We start from the raw sequence: 25,549 nt of genomic DNA on the forward strand, positions 1-25,549 counted from the left end.
TCACGGAGGGCCCGCCTTGTAGCCGACCCCCCGTACGGTCAGGACGACCTCGGGGTGCTCCGGGTCGCGCTCCACCTTGGAGCGCAGCCGCTGGACGTGCACGTTGACCAGGCGGGTGTCGGCGGCGTGCCGGTAGCCCCAGACCTGTTCGAGCAGCACCTCGCGGGTGAACACCTGGCGCGGCTTGCGGGCCAGCGCGACCAGCAGGTCGAACTCCAGCGGGGTGAGCTGGATGGCCTTGCCGTCGCGGGTGACCTCGTGGCCGGGCACGTCGATGGTGAGGTCGCCGATGCCCAGCGTCTCGGCGGGCTCGGACTCGGTGCGGCGCAGCCGGGCGCGCACCCGGGCGACCAGCTCCTTGGGCTTGAACGGCTTGACCACGTAGTCGTCGGCGCCGGACTCCAGGCCCAGGACGATGTCGACGGTGTCGCTCTTGGCCGTCAGCATCACGATGGGCACACCGGACTCACCGCGGATGGCCTTGCAGACGTCGATGCCGTTCATGCCCGGGAGCATGAGGTCGAGCAGCACGAGGTCTGGTTTGAGCTCGCGCAGCGCGGGCAGCGCCCGGGAGCCGTCGGCCACCACTGCCGTGTCGAAACCCTCGCCGCGCAGCACGATAGTGAGCATCTCGGCGAGGGCCGGGTCGTCGTCAACCACCAGCACTCGTGCCTTCATGGTCACATCGTCGCACTGTTCACACCGAGTTCGCGCACCGCCCGGCCGCTACCCCGATCGAGTACGTTGAAGCTTGAACGACTCGAAGGAGCAGATCGATGGGCATCCGCAGGCTCAACCACGCCGTCCTCTACGTGCGCGACGTGGCCCGCAGCGTGGCGTTCTACCGCGACGTGCTGGGCTTCCGGGTCACCACCGAGTTCCCCGGGGCCGCCTTCCTGCGGGCCGCCGACTCCGACAACGACCACGACCTGGGCCTGTTCCAGGTTGGGATGGAAGCGGCCGGACAGGCACCCGGCGCGGTCGGCCTCTACCACCTGGCCTGGTCGGTGCAGACGCTGCCGGAGTTGGCCGAGTTCCGCCGGACGCTGGTCGCAGCCGGGTCGCTGGTGGGCCAATCCGACCACGGTGTGTCGAAGTCGTTGTACGCCAAGGACCCCGATGGCGTGGAGTTCGAGGTGTCCTGGTTCGTTCCGCGCGACCAGGTGACCGCCGAGATGGAGCAGTCGAGCGCCCCGCGGCCGCTGGACATCGACGCCGAGATCGCGCGGTGGGGCACGGACGTGATCGGCGCTGTCTAGGCGCCGTCTAGACCAAGAAGCTCGCGGCCAGGGCGGGGAGGTCCGCTGTGGCCGAGCCGTCGAGGGTGTGCCAAGGGGACAACCAGGCGTCCTCGGCCAGGGACGCGTAGAGGTCCGCGACACGGGTTTGCAGGTCCTGGTCGGATTCCCACTTGTCGCGTGCGCGGGCATCGACCTGCTCGCGGTGCGCGGCACGCTCAGCCGCAAGAGCCGGGGTGACGCTCAGGTAGAGCTGTGCGTGCGGGGTAGGAAGACCGAAGCGGTCGATCTCCAACGCGCGGACCCACGCGACGAACTCCCCGCGCGAGTCCTCGTGCAGACGGGCAGCACCGTAGGCCGCGTTGGACGCCACGTAACGGTCCAAGAGCACCACGTCGAACGACGCCAGATCGGACAAGAGGTCGTCGAGGGCGCCCTGCCGGTCGAGCGCGTAGAGCACGGCCATCCCGTAGACGGACTCCCCCAACCCGCCGAGCCGACCATGCAGACCCTCTTGGACGAGATCCGCCGTCACCGACTGGCCGTACCGGGGGAAAGCCCGGGACCCGACGCTCGCGCCCTGCTCACCGAACGCCGCGGTGAGCTTGTCGGCAAGCGTCCGCTTGCCCGCGCCGTCGATGCCCTCGATGACGATCAGTCGTCCCACACGCCAGACCCTACGCGCGGGCCGTACGGGGCCAGCGGGGACTTCGCCACCAGGTCGCGCACCTCTTGCGGGTCCAGGCCGAGCCGGTTGAGCAAGAGGTTGAGGTGGGCGCTCCACACCCCGAGCCACCGACCGGCCACCGGCTCGGACGGGTCGTCGCCGAGCTTGCGCCTGGACCGCTGGACGGCGTTGACCCACCTGGTCAGGGCGGGGTCGGCGGCGGTGTCGCCGCCGTGGCCGAGCGCGATCACGGTCGCGGCGACCACGGTGCGCGCCGCGTCGAACTTGGTCGGGGCCAGCGCGAGCACCTGCAGTGCCAGGTCGGTCGAGCGGCAGAAGACGTCCTCGGCGACCGGCATCGCGCCCGGGCCGCCGAAGACCTCGGTCCGCGGCTCGTAGGCGACCTGCCGGACGACGCCGTGGTCGTGCTCGCCGACCAGCGGGAAGTCGGCCGCGGTGGCGAGCCGGGTGAGGTCGGCGCGCAGCGCCCGGACGGTGTACCAGTCGGCCCCGCGCAGCCGCAGCCGCAGGTGGGTCCGGTCGCGTTGGAAGTACCAGTCGGCCAGCCGGCCGGTGGCCCGCAGCGAGTTCATCAGCGGCGCGATCGAGCCCACCAGGAACGTGTCGGCGTGCTCGCCGGACCAGGCGAGGTGGACGTGCAAGCCGGTCCAGGACCGGGTAAGGGCAGGCGGTTCGACGGTGCGCGTCATTGACGACTCCTCCCGGGACTGTCCCCATGGTCCCGAGCCGCGCTGACGCGATCCTGACGCCCACCTGATCGTGCCGGCGGTGCCGGTCGCGACAGCCGTGGCCGGCGCGGACCCGACTCTCCCCATCGGGTCCACGCCGCCCACGGCTGTCCTCCACCCCCCGGGGTGGCCTCCGCGGCTCTGGCGTGCCCCCTGCGCGCGCCAGAACTACACAAGATCGCCCGAACGGGTCGGGGTGTTACACCTTCCAGTGACACAAGACGCGGGCCCCGGCACGCGGGTTGCGTGCCGGGGCCCGAGAAGTGTTGGGGCGTGCCCAACGCGGTGGGTCAGTAGCGGTAGTGCTCCGACTTGAACGGGCCCTCGACGTCGACGTCGATGTACTCGGCCTGCTCCTTGGTCAGCTTGGTCAGGGTGCCGCCGAGCGCCTCGAGGTGGATCCGCGCGACCTTCTCGTCGAGCTTCTTGGGCAGGCGGTACACCTCCTTGTCGTACTCCTCGTGCTTGGTGAACAGCTCGATCTGGGCGATCACCTGGTTGGAGAAGCTGTTCGACATGACGAAGCTGGGGTGGCCGGTGGCGTTGCCCAGGTTCATCAGGCGGCCCTCGGACAGCACCAGGATCGAGTGACCGTCCGGGAAGACCCACTCGTCGACCTGCGGCTTGATGTTGACCCGCCGCACGCCCGGGTAGCGGGCCAGGCCCGCCATGTCGAGCTCGTTGTCGAAGTGGCCGACGTTGCCCAGGATCGCCTGGTGCTTCATCCGCGCCATGTGCGCGGCGGTCACCACGTCCTTGTTGCCGGTCGTGGTGATCAGGATGTCGGCCCGGTCGATGACCTCGTCGAGCGAGCGGACCTCGAAGCCGTCCATGGCCGCCTGCAGGGCGCAGATCGGGTCGATCTCGGTGACGATCACCCGGCCGCCCTGCGCGCGCAGGCTCTCCGCGGAGCCCTTGCCGACGTCGCCGTAGCCGCAGACGACCGCGACCTTGCCGCCGATGAGCACGTCGGTGCCGCGGTTGAGGCCGTCCACCAGCGAGTGGCGGATGCCGTAGCGGTTGTCGAACTTGCTCTTGGTGACCGAGTCGTTGACGTTGATCGCCGGGAAGAGCAGCTCACCGGCGGCGGCGAGCTGGTAGAGGCGCAGCACCCCGGTGGTGGTCTCCTCGGTCACCCCGCGCAGGCTCTCGGCGACCTTGGTCCACTTGCCGGGGTCGGCGGCCAGCGACGCGCGCAGCGTCTGCAGGATCAGGCCCCACTCCTCCGGGTCGTCGTCCTCGGCGGCGGGCACCACGCCCGCCTTCTCGTACTGGACGCCCTTGTGCACCAGCAGGGTGGCGTCGCCGCCGTCGTCGAGGATCATGTTCGGGCCGGAACCGCCGGGCCAGGTCATCATCTTCTCGGTCGCCCACCAGTACTCCGGCAGCGTCTCGCCCTTCCAGGCGTACACCGGGACGCCCTTGGGCTCCTCCGGGGTGCCGTGCGGACCGACGACCACCGCGGCGGCGGCGTGGTCCTGGGTGGAGAAGATGTTGCACGAGCACCAGCGCACCTCGGCACCCAGGGCGACCAGGGTCTCGATCAGGACCGCGGTCTGCACGGTCATGTGCAGCGAGCCCGAGATGCGGGCACCGCGGAGCGGGTACACCTCGGAGTACTCGCGGCGCAGCGCCATCAGACCGGGCATCTCGTGCTCGGCGAGGCGGATCTCCTTGCGGCCGAATTCGGCCAGGGACAGGTCGGCCACGGCGAAATCGATGCCATTGCGGGTCTGCGCATAGCTCGCGCCGGTCGTGCTCCGCGTGTCTTCTGCGGTCATCGGGCACATCCTCCAGACTCTTGTTCCTGCCGAACACTACCGTTGGGCCGAAGTGCGCGGGGCGGCCAAAAGGGGTGTACCGCGCCGGAGAGTGACGAGGGAGGGACGTGCTGCTTACCGGTTCGGAAACCCGGGTGGTCGAGTTGCGCGTCCACGGGATCATGGGCACCTCGGCGGAGGCCTTGGTCACCTCGGTGGCGGCGGTCGACGTCGCGGGCGACGGCGTTGGGCGGATCGTGCGCCCCGCCGACCGGCTGCTGCGGCCCGCGCCGGGGCCAGTGCTGCGCGCCGAGGGCCGTTCGGTGCCGCGCGTGGTGGAGGGCTACGTCTGGGGCGCGATGACCTCGGGCGGCTGGGCCAAGGCCACCTGGGCGCTGCTGTTCCCGTTCTCCCTGGCCAACATGGCGCACTGGATGCTGCCGCCGATCCCCAGCGGGAGCGTGGCCGGGCGATTGCTCGGATTACTCAGCCGGTCGCTGCTGCGGCTCGCCGCGTTGCTGCTGACCGCCTTGCTGGTGTCGCAGGCCGCGGTCGTGAGCCTGGACCTGGTGGCCGCGCAGTGCCTGGCACCGGGCTCGGGCTGCCTGGGCTGGGTGCCGGACTCGGTGCGCTCGGTGGCCGGGTTCCGACCCGCGGTCGGCTTGCTGCCGGTACTCGCCGCGATCTTCGTGCTGCACCGGATCTCCTCGGTGGCCTGGGAAACCCCGGCCGCGCCGAACCCGCCGGACGCGCCGCCGAACCTCAAGGTGGAGCTGCCCGGGCGCAACCTGGTCGCCGACCCGGATACCCCCGCGCTGCGCACGTTGCACCTCGCCACCGCGCTCGCCACCGTCGCCCTGCTGCCGATCGGCGGCCCCTTCGCCGCGCCGGCGCGCGGACTGCAGCACTGGGTCTGGTTGGTCGCCATGGCTCTTGTCGGCTTCTGCGTCCTGTGCGTGCTCGTGCTCGACGACCCGCGCGGCGCCGAGCCCCGGGGTGGCGGGCGCTGGCTGCGGCGGTTGCTGAGCAGCGTGCCGTGCGGGGTGCTGCTCGGCTTGGGCGTCGCGCTGGTGGTCACCGCGGGGCTGTCGGCCGATCTGCCCTCGGACCTGGTGGGCACCGGGCCGACAGTGGAGGCGATCGCGGCGGGGCTCATCGGGGTCGTCGTCCTGCTGGGGCTAGTCCTGATTCCCGCCGCGCTGATCGGCCGCCGGGTGTGGGCCGCGCAACCGCGCGAGCTGCGGCCGTGGGCCGGTGGCTGGATGACCGTGCCGGTGCTGGCGATCGCCTCGCTGCTCGGCGGCGGTTTCGGTGCGGGCCTGGCGGTGTCGCTGCGGAAACTGGTCGGCTCGGACGGCATCGAACTGCCGCGTGGCTACGAGCAGGTGACCTTGCTGTGGGGTGCCGCCTCGGTGATCGGCGCGGCGGTGGCCCTGCCGATCATCGCGGTCGCGGCGGTGCGGCTGCTCTTGGTCCCGGCGGGTTATGTCGAGGTCGCCTTGCTGCACAAGGGCCGCGCGGCCGACGCCGTCGCCGCGTTGCGCGCTTGGCGACAGGCGGGGTGGCAGCGGCGCAACGTCCACCGGATCGTGTTGGCGCTGGCCGCGGTGCTGGCTGCCGGTACGGGGATCTCGGTGTCGATGCGCGTCGCGGATCTCCGGCCGCCGGGCTGGATGAGCCCGTTGGCACCGTTGGGCGTCTTGGCGCTCGGTGTCGCGGCTGCCGCGCTGCTGCGCGCGGTGTACACGGCTGCAAAGGAACCAGAGGCGGGCCGTCGGCTCGGGGTGATCGCGGACCTGGCGTCCTTCTGGCCGCGCGAGGCGCATCCGACAGTGCCACCGTGCTACGCGTTGAAAGTGGTCCCCGAATTGGCGGCCCGCGCGATAGAGCACCTGAAAGATCCCTCAACGCGGGTGGTGCTGACCGGGCACAGTCAGGGCAGCCTGCTCGTCGCGGTTACCGTCGCACGATTGCTGGACTCGCTCAACGAACCTGAACGCCAACGGATCGGTTTGGTCACCCTCGGCTCGCAGCTGCAGTGGGCCTACCCCCGCGCGTTCCCAGCCGCGGTGCCGCACGCGTCGCTGGCAGAGCTGACGGGCAGGCTGGGCACCCGGTGGCGGTCGCTGTGCCGGGGCACCGACCCGCTCGGCGGCGCGGTCACCACTTGGAGCAGGCAGATCTGCGACGGCCAGTTGCTCGGTACCGGCTTCCGCCCGGACGGCACCATCGGCCCGCTGCCCGCCGCCGCGGAGAGCCCCACCGGAGCCCTGGTGCTGGGCGGCGACCACTGGCTGCCCGACCCGATGCGCGGCCCGCTGACCGGCCGCCGGTGGGTGCCCGGGGTGCTCGGCCACGGCAACTACACCGCCGACCCGGAGTGGGACCGCGCGGTGGCGATGGCCGCCGGGCTGGACCCCGGCGAGCCCACCTCGACCATGCCCTGGCCCAGCCGGAACCGCTGACCGGACAACGCTTCAGGGGCAAACTGGCAACGCCCTGAGGGCAATTGGTAACGCTGTGTCGATCTCCTATCCGGCGGGGATACCCCCGGGGCGTTAGCCTCGCTGGGCCCATTCACCCGTGAGGAGACGGAGGCGACTGTGCCTGGCAACGGACTGTGGCGCACCAAGTCGGTCGAGCAGTCGATCGCCGACACCGACGACCCGGACACCAAGCTGCGGCGGAACCTGTCCACTTGGGACCTCGTGGTGTTCGGCGTCGCGGTGGTCATCGGAGCGGGGATCTTCACCCTCACCGCGCGCACGGCGGGCGACTTCGCCGGGCCGTCGGTATCCATCGCGTTCGTGATCGCGGCCGTCGCCTGCGCGCTGGCGGCTCTCTGTTACGCGGAGTTCGCGTCGACAGTCCCCGTCGCCGGTAGCGCCTACACGTTCTCTTACGCCACCTTCGGCGAGTTCGTGGCGTGGATCATCGGCTGGGACTTGATCCTGGAGCTCGCGGTCGGCGCGGCGGCGGTGTCCAAGGGCTGGTCGGTCTACCTCAACACCGTCTTGGGCTACCTGTTCGACTTCGACCCCTCGCAGTCGACCGCGACCATCGTCAAGCTCGGCGGCCTGAGCATGGACTGGGGCGCGCTGGTCCTGGTCGTGCTGCTGGCGACGCTGCTGACCATCGGCACCAAGCTGTCCTCGCGGGTGAGCATGGTGATCACCGGCATCAAGGTCGCGATCGTGCTGTTCGTGATCGTGTTCGGCCTGTTCTACGTCAAGGCCGCCAACTACACCCCGTTCATCCCGGACGCGCAGCCCGCCAAGGCGGGCGAGAGCGGCATCGAGCAGTCGCTGTTCTCGGTGATCGCGGGCACCGAGAACAGCTCCTTCGGCGCGTTCGGCCTGCTCGCGGGCGCCTCGCTGGTGTTCTTCGCCTTCATCGGCTTCGACATCGTGGCCACCACCGCCGAGGAGACCAAGAACCCGCAGAAGTCGGTGCCGCGCGGCATCTTCGGCTCGCTGTCGATCGTGACGCTGCTCTACGTCGCGGTGTCGCTGGTGCTGGTCGGGATGGTGTCCTACCAGCAGCTGGCCACCACGGTGAAGCCCGACGGCAGCGAGGACAAGAAGACCCTGGCGACCGCGTTCTCGCTCAACGGCGTCGACTGGGCCGCACAGGTGATCTCCTTCGGCGCGCTGGCGGGCCTGACGACCGTGGTGATGGTGCTGATGCTGGGCCAGATCCGGATCATCTACGCGATGTCGCGCGACGGCCTGCTCCCCCGCGGGCTCGCCCGCACCGGCGGCAAGGGCACCCCGGCCCGCGCGACCATCACCGTCGCCGCGCTGGTGGCGGTCGCGGCGACCTTCTTCGAGGCCGACAAACTCGAGGAGATGGTCAACGTCGGGACGCTGTTCGCCTTCATCCTGGTCTCCGCCGGGGTGATCATCCTGCGGCGCACCCGCCCGGACCTCAAGCGGGTGTTCCGGGTCAAGTGGGTGCCGCTGATCCCGATCCTGGCCATCGTCGCCTGCGTGTGGCTGATGCTGAACCTGACCGTGCTGACCTGGCTGCGCTTCGTGGTGTGGATGGTGCTGGGCGTGGTGGTGTACTTCGCCTACAGCAGGCGGCACTCGCTGGTGGGCAAGCGCGACTCGTAGGATCCCCGCTCGTGCCCTTCCTCTGCCTGGACGTGGGATCGACCTGGACCAAGGGCGCGCTCGTGGCCCCGGACGGCGAGCTGCTGGGCACCGCCCAGCACCGCACGACGCCGCCGGAGGTGCTCACCGGGATAGCCGCGGTCACCTCGGCGTTGGGTTCGCCCGATGCCGAGGTGCTGGCGTGCTCGTCCGCGGGCGGGGGCCTGCGGCTGGCCGTGGTCGGCCAAGAGCGACTCGTCAGCGCGGAAGCGGGCTACCGAGTCGCACTGTCCGCGGGCGCGAAGGTCGTGCACGTCTCCAGCGGTGAACTGACCAACGTACGAGCACTTCGCGCGGACCGACCCGACGTGGTCCTCTTGGTCGGAGGAACCGACGGCGGAGACCAACGCGTCCTCCTGCACAACGCGCGACGCCTTGGCGCAAACCGGCTGCGTGTCCCGATAGTGCTAGCAGGCAACATCGACGCGCGAGCGGAGGCGCTCGAAGCGCTCGCCGGTTGCACGGTTGTGCCTACCGACAACGTCTTGCCCGATGTAGGCGAACTGGCCCCGGGACCCGCGCGACGGGCTATCCGTGAAGTCTTCTTGCAGCACGTGATCGGCGGCAAGGGCCTGTCCAAGGGACCGCGCTTCAGGTCATTGGTGCGCACAGTGACCCCAGACGCAGTGCTGGTGGGTGTATCCCGCCTGGCCGGAGTACTGGCCGACGACGACGAGGCAGGCGCAGTCCTAGTCGTCGACGTCGGCGGCGCGACCACCGACGTCTACTCCGCAGTGTCCACAATGGATAAAGAACGGGCGACCACGGTGGCATTGCCCGCCGACCGCCGCACGGTCGAGGGCGACATCGGCATGCGCTGGTCCGCACCGGGCATCGTGGCCGAGGCCCGCACCGAGCAACTGATCCCGGACGACACACTGCGGGCACCAGCGGAGGCACGGGCGGCCGACGTCGACTTCATCCCGACCACCCCCGAAGAGTCCGCCGTGGACACTCAACTGGCGGCCCTCGCAGCAATCTTGGCCGTGCGAAGGCACTTGCGCCTCATCGACGGCCGCCTAGGCCCACGCGGAGCCGGACTACTGGTCCTCTCGGGCGGAGTCTTCCGACACGCCTCAGCGGAAGCCCTCCACGAGATCCACGCGGCCCTCACCTCGGACCCAGTGCTACGCCCAGTACTCCGACAGGCCCGAATCGTGGTGGACACCGACTACGTGCTGGCCCCAGCAGGCCTCCTCACCGAGGCAGGCCACCACCCAGCCGCCAACCGACTGCTGCGCAACCTGACCCAGGCATAACCGACCAGTCCACACACCAACCACCCGCTACGGGCGAAACGTCGACCCCACCACCCACCCACAGCAGATAGGCCGACCCTGCTGGCACCCAAGTGAATCCCATCCCCCCCCCAGCAAACCGCAGCGGTGAGGCCGCCCCCGCTGGAACGCAACGCCCGCTACGGATGCTCGATCTAGTGGACTCGCTTCGTGTGGGGGGAGAGCACCGCTAAACTTGACCTGTGGTGGGGATGCCCTTCACCCCACGCTTTTTCCCCACAGCGGTGCTCTAGGGGCCCCACACGAAGCGAGTTCACTAGATCGAGCCCCGCTTGCAACTCGGGCAACCCAGGGCAGCAACCCCATCAGACCGAGCTCACGATCACGACCCAAGCAACGAAGACGGCAACACCCAGGCGGCAACACCTAGGAACATCACGGGCTAGGAACAGTGCTCCGGTAGAGATCAGGCTCCAGGTAGATCAACCGCGCCGACGGCACCGCCGCCCGAACCCGCGCCTCAGCATCATCAATCGCCGCGGCCACGTCCTCCATCTTCAACCCCGGCCGCAGCGCGATCTTCGCCGCGACCAGCAGCTCCTCCGGCCCGATGTACTGCGTGCGCAGGTGGATGATCCGCTCCACCTTGCCGGTGGCCAGCTCGTCCTCGATCCGGGCCAGTTCCGCCGGGGTGGCGCCCTCGCCGATCAGCAGGGACTTCATCTCGATGATCAGGATGACCGCGATGACGCCCAGCAGCACCCCGATGCACAGCGTGCCCACCGCGTCCCAGACCGGGTCGCCGGTGATCACCGTGAGGCCGACGCCGAAGAGGGCCAGCACCAGGCCGAGCAGGGCGCCCGCGTCCTCGAGCAGCACGACCGGCAGCTCCGGGGTGCGCGACTGGCGGATGAAGCCCCACCAGGAGACATCGCCCTTGATCTTCCTCGACTCCACGATCGCGGTGTAGAAGGAGTAGCTCTCCAGCCCGACGGCCACCACCAGGATGGCCACCGCGACCAGCGGGGAGGTCAGCGCCTCGGGTTCGGAGACCTTGTGGATGCCTTCGTAGAGGGCGAACACCGAGCCGAGGCTGAACAGCATCAGGGCCACGATGAACGAGTAGAAGTACCGGTCGCGGCCGAAGCCGAACGGGTGCTCGGTGGTGGCCCGGCGCTGGGAGGTCTTCTGCCCGAGCAGCAGCAGGCCCTGGTTGGAGGTGTCGGCCACCGAGTGCACGGACTCGGCCAGCATCGATGACGACCCGGTGACCAGGAACCCGATGAACTTCGCGACCGCGATGCCGCCGTTGGCGGCGAGCGCGGCGAGGATGGCCTTGGTGCTGCCCCCTGCGGACACAATCGCTCCCTGCTGCTAGTCCGATATGCCGGGATGGAGCCTAGAGCGTGTCGTGCGCCGCGGCCTCGGCACCCACCGTTGCCAGGAACACCTGGGTCCGGTCCGTCCCGATTGGCCGAAGTGCCAGGTCGACGTCGCAGGCGGGTACCCAGACCGAGCGGCCCCTACCCACCTCGACACCGGAGATCGACACCGCTCCCCGGGTGCACACCGCGATCGTCGGGCGGGCCGCGGGCAGCGGCACCTCGACGCGGTCCTCGGCGGTCCACTCGACCCTGGACAGCTCGAACTCGGGCGCTTCGGTCCGGTAGGTGCGCAGCCTGCCCACCTGCTCGCCGGTGGACACCGGCATGTCGCCGCAGCCGAAGTCGAGCACCCGCAACAGCTCCGGGACGTCCACGTGCTTGGGGGTGAGCCCGCCGCGCAGGATGTTGTCGGAGTTGGCGAGGATCTCCACGCCGGTGCCGTGCAGGTAGGCGTGCAGGTTGCCCGCGGGCAGGTAGATCGCCTCGCCCGGGGCGAGCACCAGCCGGTTGAGCAGCAGGGCGGCGAGCACACCCGCGTCGCCGGGGTAGCTCTCGCCCAGCTCCAGCACGGTGCGGCACTCCAGGGAGAAGTCGCCGTGCGCCTTGACGTGCGCGACGCAGGCGTCGATCAGGTCCGGCATCAGCCGTTCCAGGGCGGTCTGCGGGAGGGTGATCCAGGTGGTGAACAGCGCCCGCAGGCCGTCGGAGTTGGGCTGGCCGACGAGCAGGTCGATGTGCGCGGACAACCCCGGCGTGCGCAGCTCCTCGAGGAGCTCGATCGTGCGCACCGGGTCGCGGAAGCCCGCCAGGGCGTGGAACTCGGTGAGCGCGCAGACCAGTTCCGGCTTGGCCGCCGGGTCCGGGTAGTTGCGGTTGGGCGCGTCGCGCCGGATGCCCGCGGCCTCCTCGGCGGCGTACCCCGAGGCGGCCTGCGCGGCCGACGGGTGCGCTTGCAGGCTCAGCGGGTCCTCCACCGCGAGGACCTTGAGCAGGAACGGCAGCCGGTTGCCCCAGCGGGACGCGGTGGCGTCGCCGAGCTCGCCGACCGGGTCGGCCTCGATCCGGTCCAGCAGCGAGTGCTCGGCACCGTCGCGGTCGACCACCCGGGACGGGTCACCGGGGTGCGCCCCCATCCACAGCTCGGCCTCCGGGTGCGGGGCGGGCACCGGTCGGCCGAGCATCTCGGCAATGGTCGTGCGCGACCCCCAGGCGTAGGGGCGCACCGCATTGCGCAACAGCTGCACTGACCACTCACTCCTTCGCCCTACCCAGGGACGTCGAGAACGTCGTTAGGCGGTGGCGGGCGCGTACCGCCCGGACCCGCCCGCGGTGCCCGCCGCGAGCCCGAGGTAGAGGGCCGCGAGTTCGAAGCGCAGCGCGAGCACCGCGGCCCGGGTGGGCTCCTGGGCGGTGATCTCCTCGGCGATGTCGACCACGTCGGCACCGGGCAGGGTCTCGGCCGCGAGCCTGCGCGCGGGGTCGCCCGGGGTCGAGCGGACCGCGAGCAGCAGCACCCTGGGCGGCTGCACGGCGGGGCTGTCGAAGTCGTCCGGGTCGGCGAAGATGTCGCCGCCGGAGCTGGCCCGGACGGCGGCGCGGTGCAGCGCGGTGCGGCTCATCGCCTGCGGGTAGCCCGCGACGTCGGAGACCAGGTCGGTGTGCGTGGCCAGCACCTGGGCGGCGTGCCTGCCCACCGAGGTGGCGACGTGGTCCAGGCCCCACAGCAGCGGGGTGCGCTCGGCCAGCCGCAGCGCCAGCGCCTTGGCCGGGTTGACGAACGACTCGTGCTGCGGGTGGCTGCGCTCGGCCTCGCGGTCGAGCTCGTCGGCCAGCAGGTCGGTGTCGACCTTGACCAGGCCGAGGGTGCGCAGCGCCAGCAGGCCGGAGGTGAGCGCCTTGGCGAAGCTGAACCCGGGCCGAACCTGGACCCGGGGGGTGATCAGCACGGCCTTGCCCGCGGCGGCCGCGGCGACCGGGCCGTCCGCGGGCGCGCTGAGCACGATCCCGGCCCCGAACCGCCCGGCGCGGTCGACGCTCTCGGCGAGCACGACGTCGCCGGGGTCGTCGGTGTGCGCGAGGACGACGTCGAGCGCGCCCACCCAGGTGGGGACCTGGTCGGTGACGACCAGCGGCACCGGGCAGGCGGGCAGCAGCAGCTCGGCCAGCAGGCGCGAGACCGCCGGGCCCAACCCGGGCCGGGTGACCAGCACGACCGCCCGGGGGCGCAGCCCCTCCAGCCGGTCGAGCCCCGCCTCGCGGGCGGCGTCGGCGGTCGCGCGGACCTGCGCGCCCGCCATCGCCGCGGCGCGCAGCAGGCCGTCGGAGTCGGCCTCGCCCAGCCGGGCGGAGTCGTCCAGGAGGGAGTCGTCGGGGACGGAGGTCACTGGTCCGCCGGTCGGTCCGGGTCGGTGGCCTCGTCGAGCAGCAGCACCGGGACGCCCTCGGTGACCGGGTAGCGCCTGCCGCACGAGGTGCAGGTGAGCACGTCGGCGTCGGGGTCGTCCGGGGTGCCGACCACCAGTGGGGCGTGGTCGTCGGACGGGCACGCGAGGATGTCCAACAGCTGTGGGTCCAGCGTGACTGCCATGGTTGTCCTCCTCGTTGGTCCCAAGTCTCCCAGTGCGCGGGCTCAGCCGCGCACGACGGCGAGCACCTCGTCGCGGATGGCCGCGACCGCCGCGTCGTCGGCCGCCTCGACGTTGAGCCGCAGCAGCGGCTCGGTGTTCGACGCGCGCAGGTTGAACCAGCCGCCGTCGGGCAGCTGCACGGTGAGCCCGTCGAGCTCGTCGAGGGTCACCCCGGGGCGGTCGCCGAACTCGGCCTTGATCGCGGCCAGCCGCCCGGCCTGGTCGTCGACCGTGGAGTTGATCTCACCCGAGGCGGCGTAGCGGTTGTACTCGCGGGTCAGGTCCGAGAGCGGCCGGTCCTGCTCGCCCAGCGCCGCCAGCACGTGCAGCGAGGCGAGCATGCCGGTGTCGGCCTTCCAGAAGTCGCGGAAGTAGTAGTGCGCGGAGTGCTCGCCGCCGAAGATCGCGCCGGTGCGGGCCATCTCCTGCTTGATGAACGAGTGCCCGACCCGGGTGCGCACCGGCTTGCCGCCGTGCTCGGCGACGATCTCCGGGACCGCGTGCGAGGTGATCAGGTTGTGGATCACCGTGCCGCCCGGGTCCTTGGCCAGCTCGCGCACCGCGACCAGCGCGGTGATCGCGCTCGGCGAGACCGGGTCGCCGTTCTCGTCGACGACGAAGCAGCGGTCGGCGTCGCCGTCGAAGGCGATGCCCGCGTCCGCGCCGACCTCGCGCACCTTGGCCTGCAGGTCGACGATGTTCTTCGGGTCCAGCGGGTTGGCCTCGTGGTTGGGGAAGCTGCCGTCGAGCTCGAAGTACATCGGCAGCACCTCCAGCGGCAGTCCGTCGAACACCGTGGGAACGGTGTGGCCGCCCATCCCGTTGCCCGCGTCGACGACGATCTTGAGCTGCCGGATGCCGGAGAGGTCCACCAGCCGGCGCAGGTAGGCCGCGTAGCCCGCGAGCAGGTCGCGGTGCTCGACCGAGCCGGTCTTGCCCGAGCCGGGCACGCCCCGCTCGACCTCGCGCTGGATGTCGACCAGCCCGGAGTCCTGCCCGACCGGGGCGGCGCCCGCGCGGCAGAGCTTGATCCCGTTGTACTTGGCCGGGTTGTGGCTGGCGGTGAACATCGCGCCGGGCAGGTCGAGGCTGCCGGAGGCGTAGTAGAGCATGTCCGTGCTGGCCAGGCCGATGCTGATCACGTCGACGCCCTCGCCCGCGACGCCCTCGCCGAACGCGGCCGCCAGCCCGGGCGAGGAGTCGCGCATGTCGTGCCCGATGACCACGGCCGGTCCGCCGACCAACCGGGCGAAGGCCGCGCCGATCTCGCGGACCAGGTCGGCGTCGATCTGCTCGCCAACCACGCCGCGGATGTCGTAGGCCTTGAAGACACCGGACAGGTCGCGCACGGGGTACTCCCAGGGGGTCGGGCGGGCGGCATTGGAAGCCGCCCGCGATTCCTGGTCCGGAGCCTACCGGCGGGCGCCCGCGCCCGATGCCCAGCACGGCGGGCGGGTTGGCCACACCGCGCGCGGACCGGGGGTGTTCAGTCGTTGATCGGGTCGGGCAGCACCCGCAGGTGCCCGCGCCGCCCGGAACCCGCGCCCGGGTCCGGCGGCTCGACCGGGCGGTCCACCCGGCCCGCCTCGCGCACCGCCTCGGCGAGCGCGGTCAGGTCGTCGACGGTGGGCTCGGGCAGGGCGAACGCGCCGTCGTGGCGGACGACCTCCCAGCCGCGCGGGACCGTCAGGCGCAGCGCGTGCTCCTCGCACAGGTCGTAGCTGTGCGGTTCGGAGTAGGTGGCGAGCGGGCCGACGACCGCGGTGGATTCCGCGTAGGCGTAGGTCAGCGTGGCGACGGCCGGGTCGACGCACCCGGTTCGCGAACACCGTCTCACGCTCCGCACGATCGGTGACCATAGCGCCTCCCGGGGGTGCCGCGCCCCAAGTGCGCGCGCGACACGCCCCCGACACGCCCAACCGGCCCAGCAGGGCACCCGCGTACCCTGCTCAAGGTGGTGACGGCTCGCAGTTCCAGGCGGCGCGGACGACGCAACCGCGATCGACACGGCCGCGGGTTGCGCGGCCCGCTCTACCCCTCGACGCTCCCCGCGGCCAGCACCCGGGCGGAGAAGTTCGACGCGCTGGTCCTGGACGCGCTGGAGCCGATCGAGGCGCGCTGGCGCACCGAGTTGACCAAGCTCGACGTGGCCGTCGACGACGTGCCCGAGGTCACCCCCGCCGAGTCCGGTGCCCCCGAGGGCGTGCTGGCCGACAGCGGCGTGCCGCTGGCCCGGCTGGTGCAGGCGGGGGTCGACCGGCGCGGCCAGCCGACCCGGGCCCGGATCGTGCTCTACCGGCGGCCGCTGGAGGCGCGCGCCAAGGACAGCCACGACCTGGCCGACCTGGTGCACGACGTGCTGGTCGAGCAGGTCGCCAGCTACCTCGGGCTGGACCCGGGCGTGATCGACGGCGAGAGCTAGCGCCGCCTGCCGGGGATGGACGTGAGCAGGGCGAAGAGCAGGACCGCGCCCTGGGTGAGCAGCAGCACGCCGCGCAGGGCGGCGGGCTGTTCCACCCGGACCTCGGCCGCGCGGGTCGGCACGCTCACCGCCACCGACGAGCCCCAGGCCCGGACGATGGCCGCGGGCCTGCCGTCGACCGTCGCGGTCCAGCCGGGTTCCTCCTCGGCGGCCACGACCAGGAGCCTGCCGTCCGGCCCGTCCGACACCCGGACGGCGACGTGCGGCGGCGCGGCGTCCACCGGGACCACCCCGGGGACATCGATCGCGGCGGGCGGCGGACCACCGGTCAGCGCCTGCCGGGCGGGGTCGGGCGAGAGCAGGTAGGCCGAGCCCGCCGGGACGAGCAGGCGGAAGACCGGTCGACCGTCGGAGGTGACCGGGGCGTCGGCGACGAGCGGGCCCGCCCGGTCGCGGAAGACGTCGCCCTCGGCGCGGGAGGGCAAGACGACGAAGAGCACACCGGTAGCGGCAGCCCGTCCGACAGCGTTGCGCACGCGCTCGGGATCGCCCGAGCGGAGTTCGCGGTCGGCGGTGATCAGCCGGGGCACGGACGAGGGTGTCGGGGCGAGGTCGTCGTCACCGAGGCGGGGAACGCGCCCGGTGGTCTGCCGGGTCGGGTCGCCGTTCGCCGCCAAGATCAGCACCGAGCGCTTCGACACGGCCAGCTCGGCGACCAGGGTGTTGGCCAACCGCGGTCCGCCGCCAGTGGCGAGCGGACCCGAGCGGCCCGGGATGACGGCACCGACGACGAGCACCGCCAGCATGACCACCCCGCCGACCGCGACCAGCCGCACGGGCACCCGGATGCGCGCGCCCACCACACCGGTGCGGCACACGCCGAGCAGCGTCCACACCAGACCCCACCCGACCAGCAACAACGGCGTCCCGGCCCACGCGTGCGTGGCGGTCGTGCCGCCCAGCGGGGTCGCGGGGACCACCTTGACCGCGACCACAGCGAGCACCCCGACGACCGCGAACCCGAGACCGGGCAACACACCTCGGTGCGGCCGCAGGAGCACGCCCGCGAGCGCCGCGACGACCACGACCAGACCGACCAGGGGCCACGCGCCCGGACCGCCGCCGTGCAGGCTGAGCAAGTCCACGGTGGACGCAGCGGGCGCGGTGACCCGCGCGCCGACACCGTGCAGCAGCACGCCCGGGTGCTGGATCACCACCGCGGGCCACGGCAGCAGCAACGCCAGCGGCATGAGCACCAACAGGAACAGCGACGCCCCGCGCCGGGCACCGCTACCGGGCACGAGCACAAAACCGCCCAAGGCGACCAAAACCAGGACCAGGTGGGTCATCGGGGAGAAAGCTCCGACGACGGCAAGACCGATCGCGGTGCCCGCGGTGGTCGAGAGCCAAGAGCCCTCGCCCGTGCGACCGCGTACGAGCAGCGCGGTGATCCCGGCGACGAGAAGCGGTAAGAGGATGTGCACGACGACCGCGTCGAGCCTGCCCTGCGCCACCGCGGCGGTCGCGGGCGGCAAGAGGGCGTACCCGATCGCGAGCAGTGCCCGCACCCAGCGGCGGACCGGGGCCCGCCGGGTCGCGAGATAGGCGCTCAGCCCGGCCAGCGGGAGATCGGCCAGCAGCAGCAACGCCACTGCGGCCTGAACGCCACCGAAGGGTGCCAACACCGCTCCCAGAACACCCAGCACAGCCAGCGAGGCGGGTGCGGGCGCGGCCGTACCGCCTGTCACGCCGTGCCAGGTGTCCACGTACTCGGCCCAGACCTGACCCAGGTCGCCGACCGGCAGCAACCGCCCGCCCGCCAGGTCCAGCCCGAGCCTGCGGTGGTTGACGACCAGCGCCAGCGCGACCAGTCCGAACAGGAGCAGCAGCGGCGGGGCGAGCAGGAACTGGCGCAGCACCCGGCCGCGGTCGACCCGGACCAGCACCAGGTCGGGCTGCACCGGGGTGCTGCCGTCGCGGCGGACCGGCGACGGCCGGGGTGTGGGACTGGGCCGCAGCCCCACCGGGCGCACCTCGTCGGGCACCACCAGCGGCACCGCGATCTCGGTCGGCGGCCTGCGCAACCCGGCCCGGCGCGGCCTGCCCCCGGCGCCCGCCGGGAGCGCGTCGGGTCCAAGCGGCTTGCGCGGCTCGGACTTCGGGGCGAGCCAGACCGCGGCCGCGTCGGAGTCGCCGGGCAGCCTGCCGAGCGCGGCGTCGGCCTCGACCCGGCGGCGGACCATGGTCGAGACCAACCCGCGCACCGCGTTGCGCAGCCTGGTGAAGCGGCTGGTGAACAACCCGCGAACGTTGCCAGACCGAGCAGTCCCCGCCCGCTGGGCACGCGCGGCCCGCAATCCGGCGCCGCCGCCGAGCAGGTAGCGCGTGACCTGGAGTTCCGCGCGGGCCTCGGGAAGTCTGCGCTGCACGGCGAACCCGAGCGCTCGGAGCAGGCAGAGCACGGCGAGCCTGGGTACGCCGATCAGGAAGGAGATCGTGGCGCAGTTGACGAGGAAGGTGCGCACCCCGTGCGCACGGTCGAGCACCCGCGGGGTGGCGCCCAAGGCCCCGTCGACGACGTCGACACCGCGCCGTTCGGTGGCGATCGCGCGGGCGTGCCGGATCCGGGCAGACGGTACACAGAGGACGACGTGCCCGGCCCGGTTCGCCCGCCAGCCGAAGTCGACGTCCTCGCGCAGCAGGGGCAGCGCGCGGTCGAACCCGCCCAACCGCTCCCATACCGCGCGCCGGACGAGCATCCCGGCCGAGGACACCGCCAGCACCTCGGTGCTCTGCTCGAACCGCCGGTCGTCCCCCCGGCCGATCCGCGACCAGTCCAGTTCGGACGGCCCGATCCCGGTCTGCCGGTGGCCGGAGGCGTCGGTGGACAACCCGGCCTCGACGACCAGCCGCGGGTCGTGCCAGTCGACCGCGAGCGGACCGAGCACCCCCGCCGACGGGGACACCTCGGCGGCCAGCAGCAGGGTCGCCAGGCAGTCCGGCTCGGCGGCGGAATCGTCGTGCAGCAGCCAGATCCAGCCGCCCGGGTCGCCCCACCGGTCGACGGCGTGGTCGACCGCGGCGTGCACGGCGGCGGTGTAACCGGTGGTCCGGTCGAGGGTGAGCACGCCGTCGAGGATCTGGTCGTCGCCCTCGGCGGCCGCGGCCAGCAGGGCGGGGGTGTCGTCGGTGGAACCGGTGTCGACGGCGATCACGTGCCGGGGGCGCGGGGTCGAGTGCCGCAGCGCGGAGAGCGCGGGCCGCAACCACTCGGCGCCGTTGTGGCAGACCAGGACCGCCAGGACCGGCGCCGTACGCAGCACCGGGGCGGCACCGCGCGCCAACGACTGGCGCGACCGGGGCGGCACGGACCAGCCCACCTCCCATCGCACTAGTGCGCGGTCACGACCGCCGCGGCCACTGGCCGCCCACCGTACGACGGGAATCCACTGGTAAGTGTGAAGACACCGCAGGGCGACCGCCTGCGTTATCGACTCGGCACGCAGCCGCCTTGAGGCCCGGACTCCCCAGTCGGGCCGGCGGTCGCGGGTGTGCCACCGGGCACACCCGCGACCTCAGACTGCGCGCTTCTTGAGCTTGCGGCGCTCCCGTTCGGACAGACCGCCCCAGATGCCGAACCGCTCGTCGTGTGCCAGCGCGTACTCCAGGCACTCGGAGCGGACCTCGCAGCCAAGGCAAATGCGCTTGGCCTCCCTGGTGGAGCCGCCCTTCTCGGGGAAGAACGCCTCCGGGTCGGTCTGCGCGCACAGGGCGCGCTCCTGCCACTCCTGCTCGTCGGTCTCGTCGAAGAAACCGACCAGGACTCCCAACTCCTCGGTCGGGCGCTCGCCCCACTCCACGACGCGGCCCCCGTCTTGAGTACTGCTCAATCCCTGCATATCGCCCGCCTCCTCGCCTTCCGCACTCCCCGGCTGGCGGATGCCATAAGCCGTCCCCGTGGCGAATGACATCGATGTGATTACACCCGTGTCTCCGCGGCGGGTCAAGCGCAGCCCCCGAGAGGGTGATGGGATATGCGCAGCCAGTACCCGTTCGTGTACCAGCCGAAACGGCCCGGTTAGCCCGTACCGGTCGACGGGCAACCGGCAGACATTGCCACACTGGGGTGGTGCAGCGATCAGCGGTCCGCCCCTCGCCCGTGTTCATCGGCTTGCTCGTGCTCACCGTCGGCGGTGCGCTGCTGACCCTGGTCGAGGACCGCACAGCCCTGCAAGCTGGGGTTTTCATCCTGGTGCTGGGCGGCTGGGCGGTGTCACTGTGCCTGCACGAGTTCGGCCACGCCATCGTCGCCTTCCGCGGCGGGGACCAGTCGGTCTACTTCAAGGGCTATCTCACACTCGACCCGCGCAAGTACACCGACCCGGTGCTGAGCCTGGTGCTGCCGCTGGTGTTCCTCGCCATCGGGGGAATCCCGCTGCCCGGCGGCGCGGTGTGGATCAACCACCACGCGCTCCGATCCCGAGCGGTGGACTCAAGCGTCTCACTGGCCGGGCCGCTGACCAACCTCGTGCTGGGCGCGCTGCTGGCGATCTCGGTCGGCGCGTTCGACCCGGCGCCGGGGATCGCCGCCGGGCTGTCGTTCCTGGCCCTGCTGCAGCTGGCCGCGTTCGTGCTGAACATCCTGCCGGTGCCCGGGCTGGACGGCTGGGGCGCGATCGAGCCGTACCTGTCCTACCCGGCGCAGCAGTTCGGCGCGAAGGCCCGGCAGTGGGCACCGCTGATCATGTTCGCGGTGCTGATCGGCATCCCCGGGGTCAGCGGGGTGTTCTGGGACGCGGTCATCGCGCTCTACGGCGCGGTCGGCGGCGACCGCGACTGGGCGGCCATCGGCCAGGCCCTGTTCTTCTTCTGGCGCTAGGCACCCGCCGCCGGGAGCGGGGAACGTGCGAGGATCGCGGACGTGAAGGTTGTCGTAGTCGTCGGAGGGGTCGGCGGCGCCCGATTCCTGCTCGGCGTCAAGAGGTTCCTCGGTCTCCCCCCGGTCGGGCCCGCTCCCCAGGACGCTCCGCACCAGGTCACCGCGATCGTCAACACCGCGGACGACATCTGGCTGCACGGTCTGCGGATCTGCCCGGACCTGGACACCTGCATGTACACCCTGGGCGGTGGTATCGACACCGAACGCGGGTGGGGGCGCGTGGGTGAGAGCTGGACGGTCAAGGACGAGCTGGCCGCCTACGGCGCCGACCCGGACTGGTTCGGCCTCGGCGACAAGGACATCGCCACCCACCTGGTGCGCACCCGGATGATGCGCGCGGGCTACGAGCTCTCCGACATCACCGCCGCGCTGTGCGACCGCTGGCAGCCGGGGGTCCGGCTGCTGCCGATGACCGACGACCGGGTCGAGACGCACGTGGTGATCGACGAGCCGGGCACCGGCGAGCGCAAGGCGGTGCACTTCCAGGAGTGGTGGGTGCGCTACCACGCCGAGCCGCGGGCGCGGTCGATCGTGCCGGTGGGCGCGGACGAGGCCACCCCCGGGCCGGGCGTGGTCGAGGCGATCGGCGAGGCGGACGTGGTGCTGCTGGCGCCGTCGAACCCGGTGGTGAGCGTGGGCACGGTGCTCGCGGTGCCGGGCGTGCGGGTGGCGCTGCGCAAGACCGAGGCGCCGGTGGTGGGCATCTCGCCGATCATCGGCGACAAGCCGGTGCGCGGCATGGCGGACGCCTGCCTGACCGCCATCGGGCTGGAGACCTCCGCCCAGGCGGTCGGCAGGCACTACGGCTCGCGGGCCTGCACCGACAGCGGGATCCTCGACGGTTGGCTGGTCAGCACGGGTGACACCGCCGACGTGCCCGGGGTCGCGGTGCGCGCGGTGCCGCTGCTGATGTCCGATGTGGACACCACGGCGGCGATGGTGCGGGCGGCGATGGAGCTGGGCGGGGTCGACCTTGGCTGAGCACGGCGCGCGGGGCTCGGTGGAGATCCTGCCGGTGCGCGGGCTGCCGGAGTTCCGCCCGGGGGACGACCTGACGGGTGCGATCGTCGCGGCGGTGCCGTGGCTGCGCTCGGGTGACGTGGTGGTGGTCACCAGCAAAGTCGTGTCCAAAGTGGAGGGACGGCTGATCCGCGTCCCGGCCGACCCCGAGGGCCGGGACGCCGCCAAGCGGCAGGCCGTGCTCGACGAGGCCGACCAGGTGGTGGCGCGCAAGGGACGCACGCTGATCACGGTGAACAAGCTCGGGATCGTGCAAGCCGCCTCCGGCGTGGACGCCTCCAACGTCGCGGGCGATGAGATCGCGCTGCTGCCCACCGACCCGGACGCCTCGGCGTTCGCGCTGCGCGCGGGCCTGCGGGAGCGGCTGGGCGTCGAGGTCGCGGTCGTGGTCACCGACACGATGGGCCGGGCCTGGCGGGTCGGGCAGACCGACGCGGCGATCGGCTCGTCCGGGCTGCGGGTGCTGCACGGCTACGCCGGTTCGGTGGACTCGCAGGGCAACGAGCTGGCCGTCACCACGGTCGCGGTGGCCGACGAGGTCGCCGCCGCGGCCGACCTGGTGAAGGGCAAGCTGGGCGGCGTGCCGGTGGCGGTCGTGCGCGGGCTGGAGATCGGCGACGAGACCTCGACCGCCCGCGACCTGGTGCGCCCGGTCGAGGAGGACCTGTTCCGGCTGGGCACCGAGGAGTCGATCACCCGCGGCAGGCGCGAGGCCGTGCTGCTGCGGCGGTCGCTGCGCGAGTTCGCCGACGAGCCGGTCGACCTGGGCGCGGTCCGGCGGGCGGTGGCCGCGGCGCTCACCGCGCCCGCTCCGCACCACACGCGCCCGGTGCGGTTCGTGCGGGTGGCGGCCAAGCGGGCGGAGCTGCTCGCGGCGATGGGGGCCGCGTGGGCGGCCGACCTGCGCGCGGACGGGCTGTCCGAGGAGGCCGTGCGGCAGCGGGTGTCCCGGGGCGACCTGCTGCACAAGGCGCCGGAGCTGGTGCTGCCGTTCCTGGTGCCGACCGGTGCGCACGACTACCCGGACGAACGCCGTGCGACGGCCGAGCGGACGATGTTCACCGTCGCCGGTGGCGCGGCCGTGCAGGGTTTCCTGGTGGCGCTGGCGGCCGAACGGCTCGGCTCGTGCTGGGTGTCCTCGACGATCTTCTGCCCGGACGTGGTGCGCGAGGTCTTGGACCTGCCCGCCGACTGGGAACCGTTGGGCGCGGTCGCCATCGGGCACCCGCTGGAAGAACTGGAACCACGCGCGGGCCGCGTGGACGAGGGGTGGCTGGAACTGTGAGTCCGCACGCGGATGCCGTCGAGGTGATGTCGGCCTGGCGGCCGCAGGAGCGCGGGCAGGAGGCGCTCCGGCAGGCGTACCTGGGGTTCCTGGCGGCCCGACCGGACGCGTGCCTGCGCGCGTGCGAGCCGGGGCACATCACCGCCTCGGCGCTGGTGTTCGACAGCACGGCCACCCGCGTGCTGCTGACCCTGCACCCGCGGGTGGGCCGTTGGCTCCAGCTGGGCGGGCACTGCGAACCGTCGGACACCACGCTCGCCGGCGCCGCGCTGCGCGAGGCCACCGAGGAGTCCGGGATCGCCGACCTGCGGATCGACCCGGTGCCGATCCACGTCGACGTGCACCCGATCACCTGCTCACTCGGCCTGCCGACCCGGCACTTCGACGTGCGGTTCGCCGTGCGCGCGCCCGCGGGCGCCGAACCGGTGCGCAGCCCGGAATCGATCGACCTGCAGTGGTGGCCGGTCGACGCGCTGCCCGCGGACCCGGACGGCACGGCCGGGATCCACGCCATGCTGGCCGCCCTGAGCTGATCGGCCGGCCGGGCGTCGAGACCGGTAACAGTGTGAATATCTTCTGCACATGCCTCGCGCCGGTCGTCTGATAGTCCTCGCGGTCCTCGTCGGCAACCTGCTGTGGACGATCCCGCTCACCGCCGTGGCCGCGCTGAAGTGGCTCGGTTCCGACGAGCCCGATGTCGTCGAGCGGTGCAACGGCATGCACACCTGCTACTCCGGCGAGGCCGCGAACCGGGTCCAGACACTGGTCGTCGGCGGCATCGCGCTGATCACCCTGCTGATCCTGGTAGTCGTGGGTGTGCGCTGGGGCGGTCAAGCACGGACCCGCAAGCGATTGCTGGCCAACGGGACGCGGGTACCCGCGCGATTGGTCGAGGTCAGCGGCGAGCTGATGAAGGTCATGGGCAAGCCGGTCCGCAGGCTGACCTTCGTCGCGGGCGCGGTCCGGGTCAGCCAGTCCAGCGCAGCCGTGCTGCCGCTGGGCACCCCGGTCACCGTGGCAGTCGACCCCACCGACCCGACCAAGGCGGTGCTGGTCGAGGACCTGGACTCGCTCGCCGCGACCCCGAGGAGCAGCTGGTGATCACCTTGGACCCGGCCTCCCCGGTGCCACCGTTCGAGCAGGTGCGCACCGGCTTCGCCGCGAAGATCAATTCTGGCGAGCTGGCGGTGGGCACCAAGCTGCCGACCGTGCGGGCGCTGGCGGCTGAGCTGGGCTTGGCGGTGAACACGGTCGCCCGGTCCTACCGGGAACTGGAGGAGGCGGGGCTGGTGGAGACGCGAGGACGGGCGGGAACCTTCGTGAGCACATCCGGCGACCGCACATTGGCCCGGGCTCGCGCTGCTGCTGACAGGTATGCGGAGATCGCGCACACCTTGGGACTGGACCGAGACGCGGCAATCGAGATCGTTCGCGCCGCAGTCACCGCACTACCTTGGTCATAGAGCGCTTCGCAAAGCCGATCACACTGACCCATTCCCCCTCAGACACTTCATCCTTTCATTCCCACTCTTGAAATCCCTGAATCTTTCACTCTCTAAATGCCGAGCCCGCTGGTACGCAACACCCGTTACGTTTGTGCTCGATTGGGTGGACTGCCTTCGTGTGGGGGGAGGCGACCGCTAAACTTGCCTCAGTGGTGGGGATGCCCTTCTCCCCACGCTTTTTCCCCACGCGGTCGCCTAGGGGCCCCGCGCGAAGGCAGTCCAGCCAATCGAGCCTCGCTCTTACTTGGGCAGCTCGTGGGGTGTGCCGCACGCCGACCTGCGGTCGACCTTGTTGGCGGCTCATCGCATGGGCTGCCCGATTTACAAGCAGGGCTCGATCTAGTGAACTCGCTTCGTGTGGAGCCCCTAGAGCACCGCGGTGGAGAGAAAAGGGCAGGGAAGGGCATCCCCACCCACGGCAAGTTTAGCGGCACTCTCCCCCCACACGAAGCGAGTCCACCAGATCGAGCATCCGTAGCGGGACTTGCGTTCCAGCGGGGTCGGCCTATCCGCTGCGGTGTGCTGGTGGGTCAGGATCTTGGTGCTTCGCAGCGGGGTCG

23 protein-coding genes are annotated in these 25,549 nt (G+C 71.8%); 11 read left to right on the plus strand and 12 right to left on the minus strand.

The features are described 5' to 3' along the window. A complete protein-coding gene (gene mtrA, locus QSK30_RS10295; protein WP_285501730.1) occupies positions 1–678 on the minus strand; it encodes an MtrAB system response regulator MtrA in 678 nt (225 codons plus the stop codon). A gap of 98 nt (positions 679–776) precedes the next feature. Between mtrA and QSK30_RS10300 the strand changes: the two genes are divergently transcribed. Beyond that, entirely contained in the window at positions 777–1,259 is a 483-nt protein-coding gene (locus tag QSK30_RS10300) for a VOC family protein (protein ID WP_285501731.1), read from the plus strand. 7 nt (positions 1,260–1,266) lie between these two features. On the opposite strand, the gene QSK30_RS10305 is transcribed toward QSK30_RS10300, so the two are convergent. From QSK30_RS10305 to ahcY, 3 genes are all read right to left on the minus strand, one after another. After that, positions 1,267–1,905, minus strand: coding sequence for a dTMP kinase (locus QSK30_RS10305; protein ID WP_285501732.1), 639 nt, complete (start codon positions 1,903–1,905; stop codon positions 1,267–1,269). Then, positions 1,893–2,615, minus strand: a complete 723-nt coding sequence (locus QSK30_RS10310) for a thiopeptide-type bacteriocin biosynthesis protein (RefSeq protein WP_285501733.1) — start codon at positions 2,613–2,615, stop codon at positions 1,893–1,895. Before QSK30_RS10310 ends, QSK30_RS10305 begins: the two co-directional genes overlap by 13 nt. A gap of 329 nt (positions 2,616–2,944) precedes the next feature. Next, positions 2,945–4,435, minus strand: a complete 1,491-nt coding sequence (gene ahcY, locus QSK30_RS10315) for an adenosylhomocysteinase (protein WP_285501735.1) — start codon at positions 4,433–4,435, stop codon at positions 2,945–2,947. Positions 4,436–4,596: 161 nt separating this feature from the next. Here ahcY and QSK30_RS10320 point away from each other — a divergent pair, with 161 nt between their 5' ends. The 3 genes from QSK30_RS10320 (at position 4,597) to QSK30_RS10330 (ending at position 9,827) form a co-directional block, all read left to right on the plus strand. Further along, the gene (locus QSK30_RS10320) at positions 4,597–6,879 is read left to right on the plus strand and encodes a hypothetical protein (protein ID WP_502871822.1); all 2,283 of its coding nucleotides are present in this window, start codon (positions 4,597–4,599) and stop codon (positions 6,877–6,879) included. 138 nt (positions 6,880–7,017) lie between these two features. Further along, positions 7,018–8,529, plus strand: coding sequence for an amino acid permease (locus QSK30_RS10325; protein WP_285501739.1), 1,512 nt, complete (start codon positions 7,018–7,020; stop codon positions 8,527–8,529). 11 nt (positions 8,530–8,540) lie between these two features. Continuing rightward, positions 8,541–9,827 (plus strand): glutamate mutase L, encoded by a 1,287-nt coding sequence (locus tag QSK30_RS10330; RefSeq protein WP_285501740.1) that lies wholly within the window; start codon positions 8,541–8,543, stop codon positions 9,825–9,827. 414 nt (positions 9,828–10,241) lie between these two features. Here the strand turns inward: QSK30_RS10330 and QSK30_RS10335 are convergent, their stop codons facing one another. From QSK30_RS10335 to QSK30_RS10360, 6 genes are all read right to left on the minus strand, one after another. Further along, the gene (locus QSK30_RS10335) at positions 10,242–11,165 is read right to left on the minus strand and encodes a cation diffusion facilitator family transporter (protein ID WP_285501742.1); all 924 of its coding nucleotides are present in this window, start codon (positions 11,163–11,165) and stop codon (positions 10,242–10,244) included. A gap of 40 nt (positions 11,166–11,205) precedes the next feature. Next, complete coding sequence (manA, locus tag QSK30_RS10340) at positions 11,206–12,435, minus strand: mannose-6-phosphate isomerase, class I (protein WP_285501744.1); 1,230 nt, start codon at positions 12,433–12,435, stop codon at positions 11,206–11,208. 45 nt (positions 12,436–12,480) lie between these two features. Beyond that, on the minus strand, positions 12,481–13,575 hold the full coding sequence (locus QSK30_RS10345; RefSeq protein ID WP_285501746.1) for a phosphoheptose isomerase family protein: 1,095 nt from the start codon (positions 13,573–13,575) through the stop codon (positions 12,481–12,483). Next, a complete protein-coding gene (locus QSK30_RS10350; RefSeq protein ID WP_285501748.1) occupies positions 13,572–13,778 on the minus strand; it encodes a Trm112 family protein in 207 nt (68 codons plus the stop codon). The genes QSK30_RS10345 and QSK30_RS10350 overlap by 4 nt, the downstream gene beginning before the upstream one ends. Before the next feature lie 42 nt (positions 13,779–13,820). Further along, positions 13,821–15,167 (minus strand): phosphomannomutase/phosphoglucomutase, encoded by a 1,347-nt coding sequence (locus QSK30_RS10355; protein ID WP_285501751.1) that lies wholly within the window; start codon positions 15,165–15,167, stop codon positions 13,821–13,823. A gap of 137 nt (positions 15,168–15,304) precedes the next feature. Continuing rightward, on the minus strand, positions 15,305–15,664 hold the full coding sequence (locus tag QSK30_RS10360; protein WP_285501752.1) for a DUF3499 domain-containing protein: 360 nt from the start codon (positions 15,662–15,664) through the stop codon (positions 15,305–15,307). 108 nt (positions 15,665–15,772) lie between these two features. Between QSK30_RS10360 and QSK30_RS10365 the strand changes: the two genes are divergently transcribed. Further along, a complete protein-coding gene (locus QSK30_RS10365; RefSeq protein WP_285501754.1) occupies positions 15,773–16,240 on the plus strand; it encodes a metallopeptidase family protein in 468 nt (155 codons plus the stop codon). Here the strand turns inward: QSK30_RS10365 and QSK30_RS10370 are convergent. Both QSK30_RS10370 and QSK30_RS10375 read right to left on the minus strand, forming a co-directional pair. After that, positions 16,237–19,608, minus strand: a complete 3,372-nt coding sequence (locus QSK30_RS10370; RefSeq protein WP_285501756.1) for a glycosyltransferase family 2 protein — start codon at positions 19,606–19,608, stop codon at positions 16,237–16,239. The genes QSK30_RS10365 and QSK30_RS10370 overlap by 4 nt on opposite strands. Before the next feature lie 207 nt (positions 19,609–19,815). Then, positions 19,816–20,139 (minus strand): WhiB family transcriptional regulator, encoded by a 324-nt coding sequence (locus QSK30_RS10375; protein ID WP_285501917.1) that lies wholly within the window; start codon positions 20,137–20,139, stop codon positions 19,816–19,818. A 230-nt stretch (positions 20,140–20,369) separates the two neighbouring features. On the opposite strand from QSK30_RS10375, the gene QSK30_RS10380 reads away from it, so the two are divergent. From QSK30_RS10380 to QSK30_RS10405, 6 genes are read left to right on the plus strand one after another with little or no spacing between them, the layout of a single operon-like run. Continuing rightward, positions 20,370–21,119, plus strand: coding sequence for a site-2 protease family protein (locus QSK30_RS10380; protein ID WP_285501757.1), 750 nt, complete (start codon positions 20,370–20,372; stop codon positions 21,117–21,119). A gap of 42 nt (positions 21,120–21,161) precedes the next feature. Next, complete coding sequence (gene cofD, locus QSK30_RS10385; RefSeq protein WP_285501758.1) at positions 21,162–22,160, plus strand: 2-phospho-L-lactate transferase; 999 nt, start codon at positions 21,162–21,164, stop codon at positions 22,158–22,160. Then, on the plus strand, positions 22,096–23,484 hold the full coding sequence (locus QSK30_RS10390; RefSeq protein WP_285501760.1) for a coenzyme F420-0:L-glutamate ligase: 1,389 nt from the start codon (positions 22,096–22,098) through the stop codon (positions 23,482–23,484). Before cofD ends, QSK30_RS10390 begins: the two co-directional genes overlap by 65 nt. Further along, positions 23,481–24,017, plus strand: coding sequence for an NUDIX hydrolase (locus tag QSK30_RS10395; protein WP_285501761.1), 537 nt, complete (start codon positions 23,481–23,483; stop codon positions 24,015–24,017). The genes QSK30_RS10390 and QSK30_RS10395 overlap by 4 nt, the downstream gene beginning before the upstream one ends. Before the next feature lie 49 nt (positions 24,018–24,066). Continuing rightward, a complete protein-coding gene (locus QSK30_RS10400) occupies positions 24,067–24,585 on the plus strand; it encodes a DUF3592 domain-containing protein (RefSeq protein WP_285501762.1) in 519 nt (172 codons plus the stop codon). Continuing rightward, a complete protein-coding gene (locus tag QSK30_RS10405; protein ID WP_285501919.1) occupies positions 24,579–24,947 on the plus strand; it encodes a GntR family transcriptional regulator in 369 nt (122 codons plus the stop codon). Before QSK30_RS10400 ends, QSK30_RS10405 begins: the two co-directional genes overlap by 7 nt. The last annotated feature ends 602 nt before the right edge of the window (positions 24,948–25,549 follow it).

Origin of the sequence: Actinokineospora sp. NBRC 105648 (genome assembly GCF_030269645.1) — a bacterium.
Classification (GTDB): domain Bacteria; phylum Actinomycetota; class Actinomycetes; order Mycobacteriales; family Pseudonocardiaceae; genus Actinokineospora.

What these genes read in the sequence shown, in the direction of transcription:
- ahcY (WP_285501735.1), bottom strand. Translation starts at nt 4,435, where the DNA reads ATGACCGCAGAAGACACGCGGAGCACGACCGGCGCGAGCTATGCGCAG.
- QSK30_RS10350 (WP_285501748.1), bottom strand. Translation starts at nt 13,778, where the DNA reads ATGGCAGTCACGCTGGACCCACAGCTGTTGGACATCCTCGCGTGCCCG.
- QSK30_RS10320 (WP_502871822.1), top strand. Translation starts at nt 4,597, where the DNA reads ATGGGCACCTCGGCGGAGGCCTTGGTCACCTCGGTGGCGGCGGTCGAC.
- QSK30_RS10375 (WP_285501917.1), bottom strand. Translation starts at nt 20,139, where the DNA reads ATGCAGGGATTGAGCAGTACTCAAGACGGGGGCCGCGTCGTGGAGTGG.
- mtrA (WP_285501730.1), bottom strand. Translation starts at nt 678, where the DNA reads ATGAAGGCACGAGTGCTGGTGGTTGACGACGACCCGGCCCTCGCCGAG.
- QSK30_RS10310 (WP_285501733.1), bottom strand. Translation starts at nt 2,615, where the DNA reads ATGACGCGCACCGTCGAACCGCCTGCCCTTACCCGGTCCTGGACCGGC.
- QSK30_RS10300 (WP_285501731.1), top strand. Translation starts at nt 777, where the DNA reads ATGGGCATCCGCAGGCTCAACCACGCCGTCCTCTACGTGCGCGACGTG.
- QSK30_RS10390 (WP_285501760.1), top strand. Translation starts at nt 22,096, where the DNA reads ATGTGGACACCACGGCGGCGATGGTGCGGGCGGCGATGGAGCTGGGCG.
- QSK30_RS10400 (WP_285501762.1), top strand. Translation starts at nt 24,067, where the DNA reads ATGCCTCGCGCCGGTCGTCTGATAGTCCTCGCGGTCCTCGTCGGCAAC.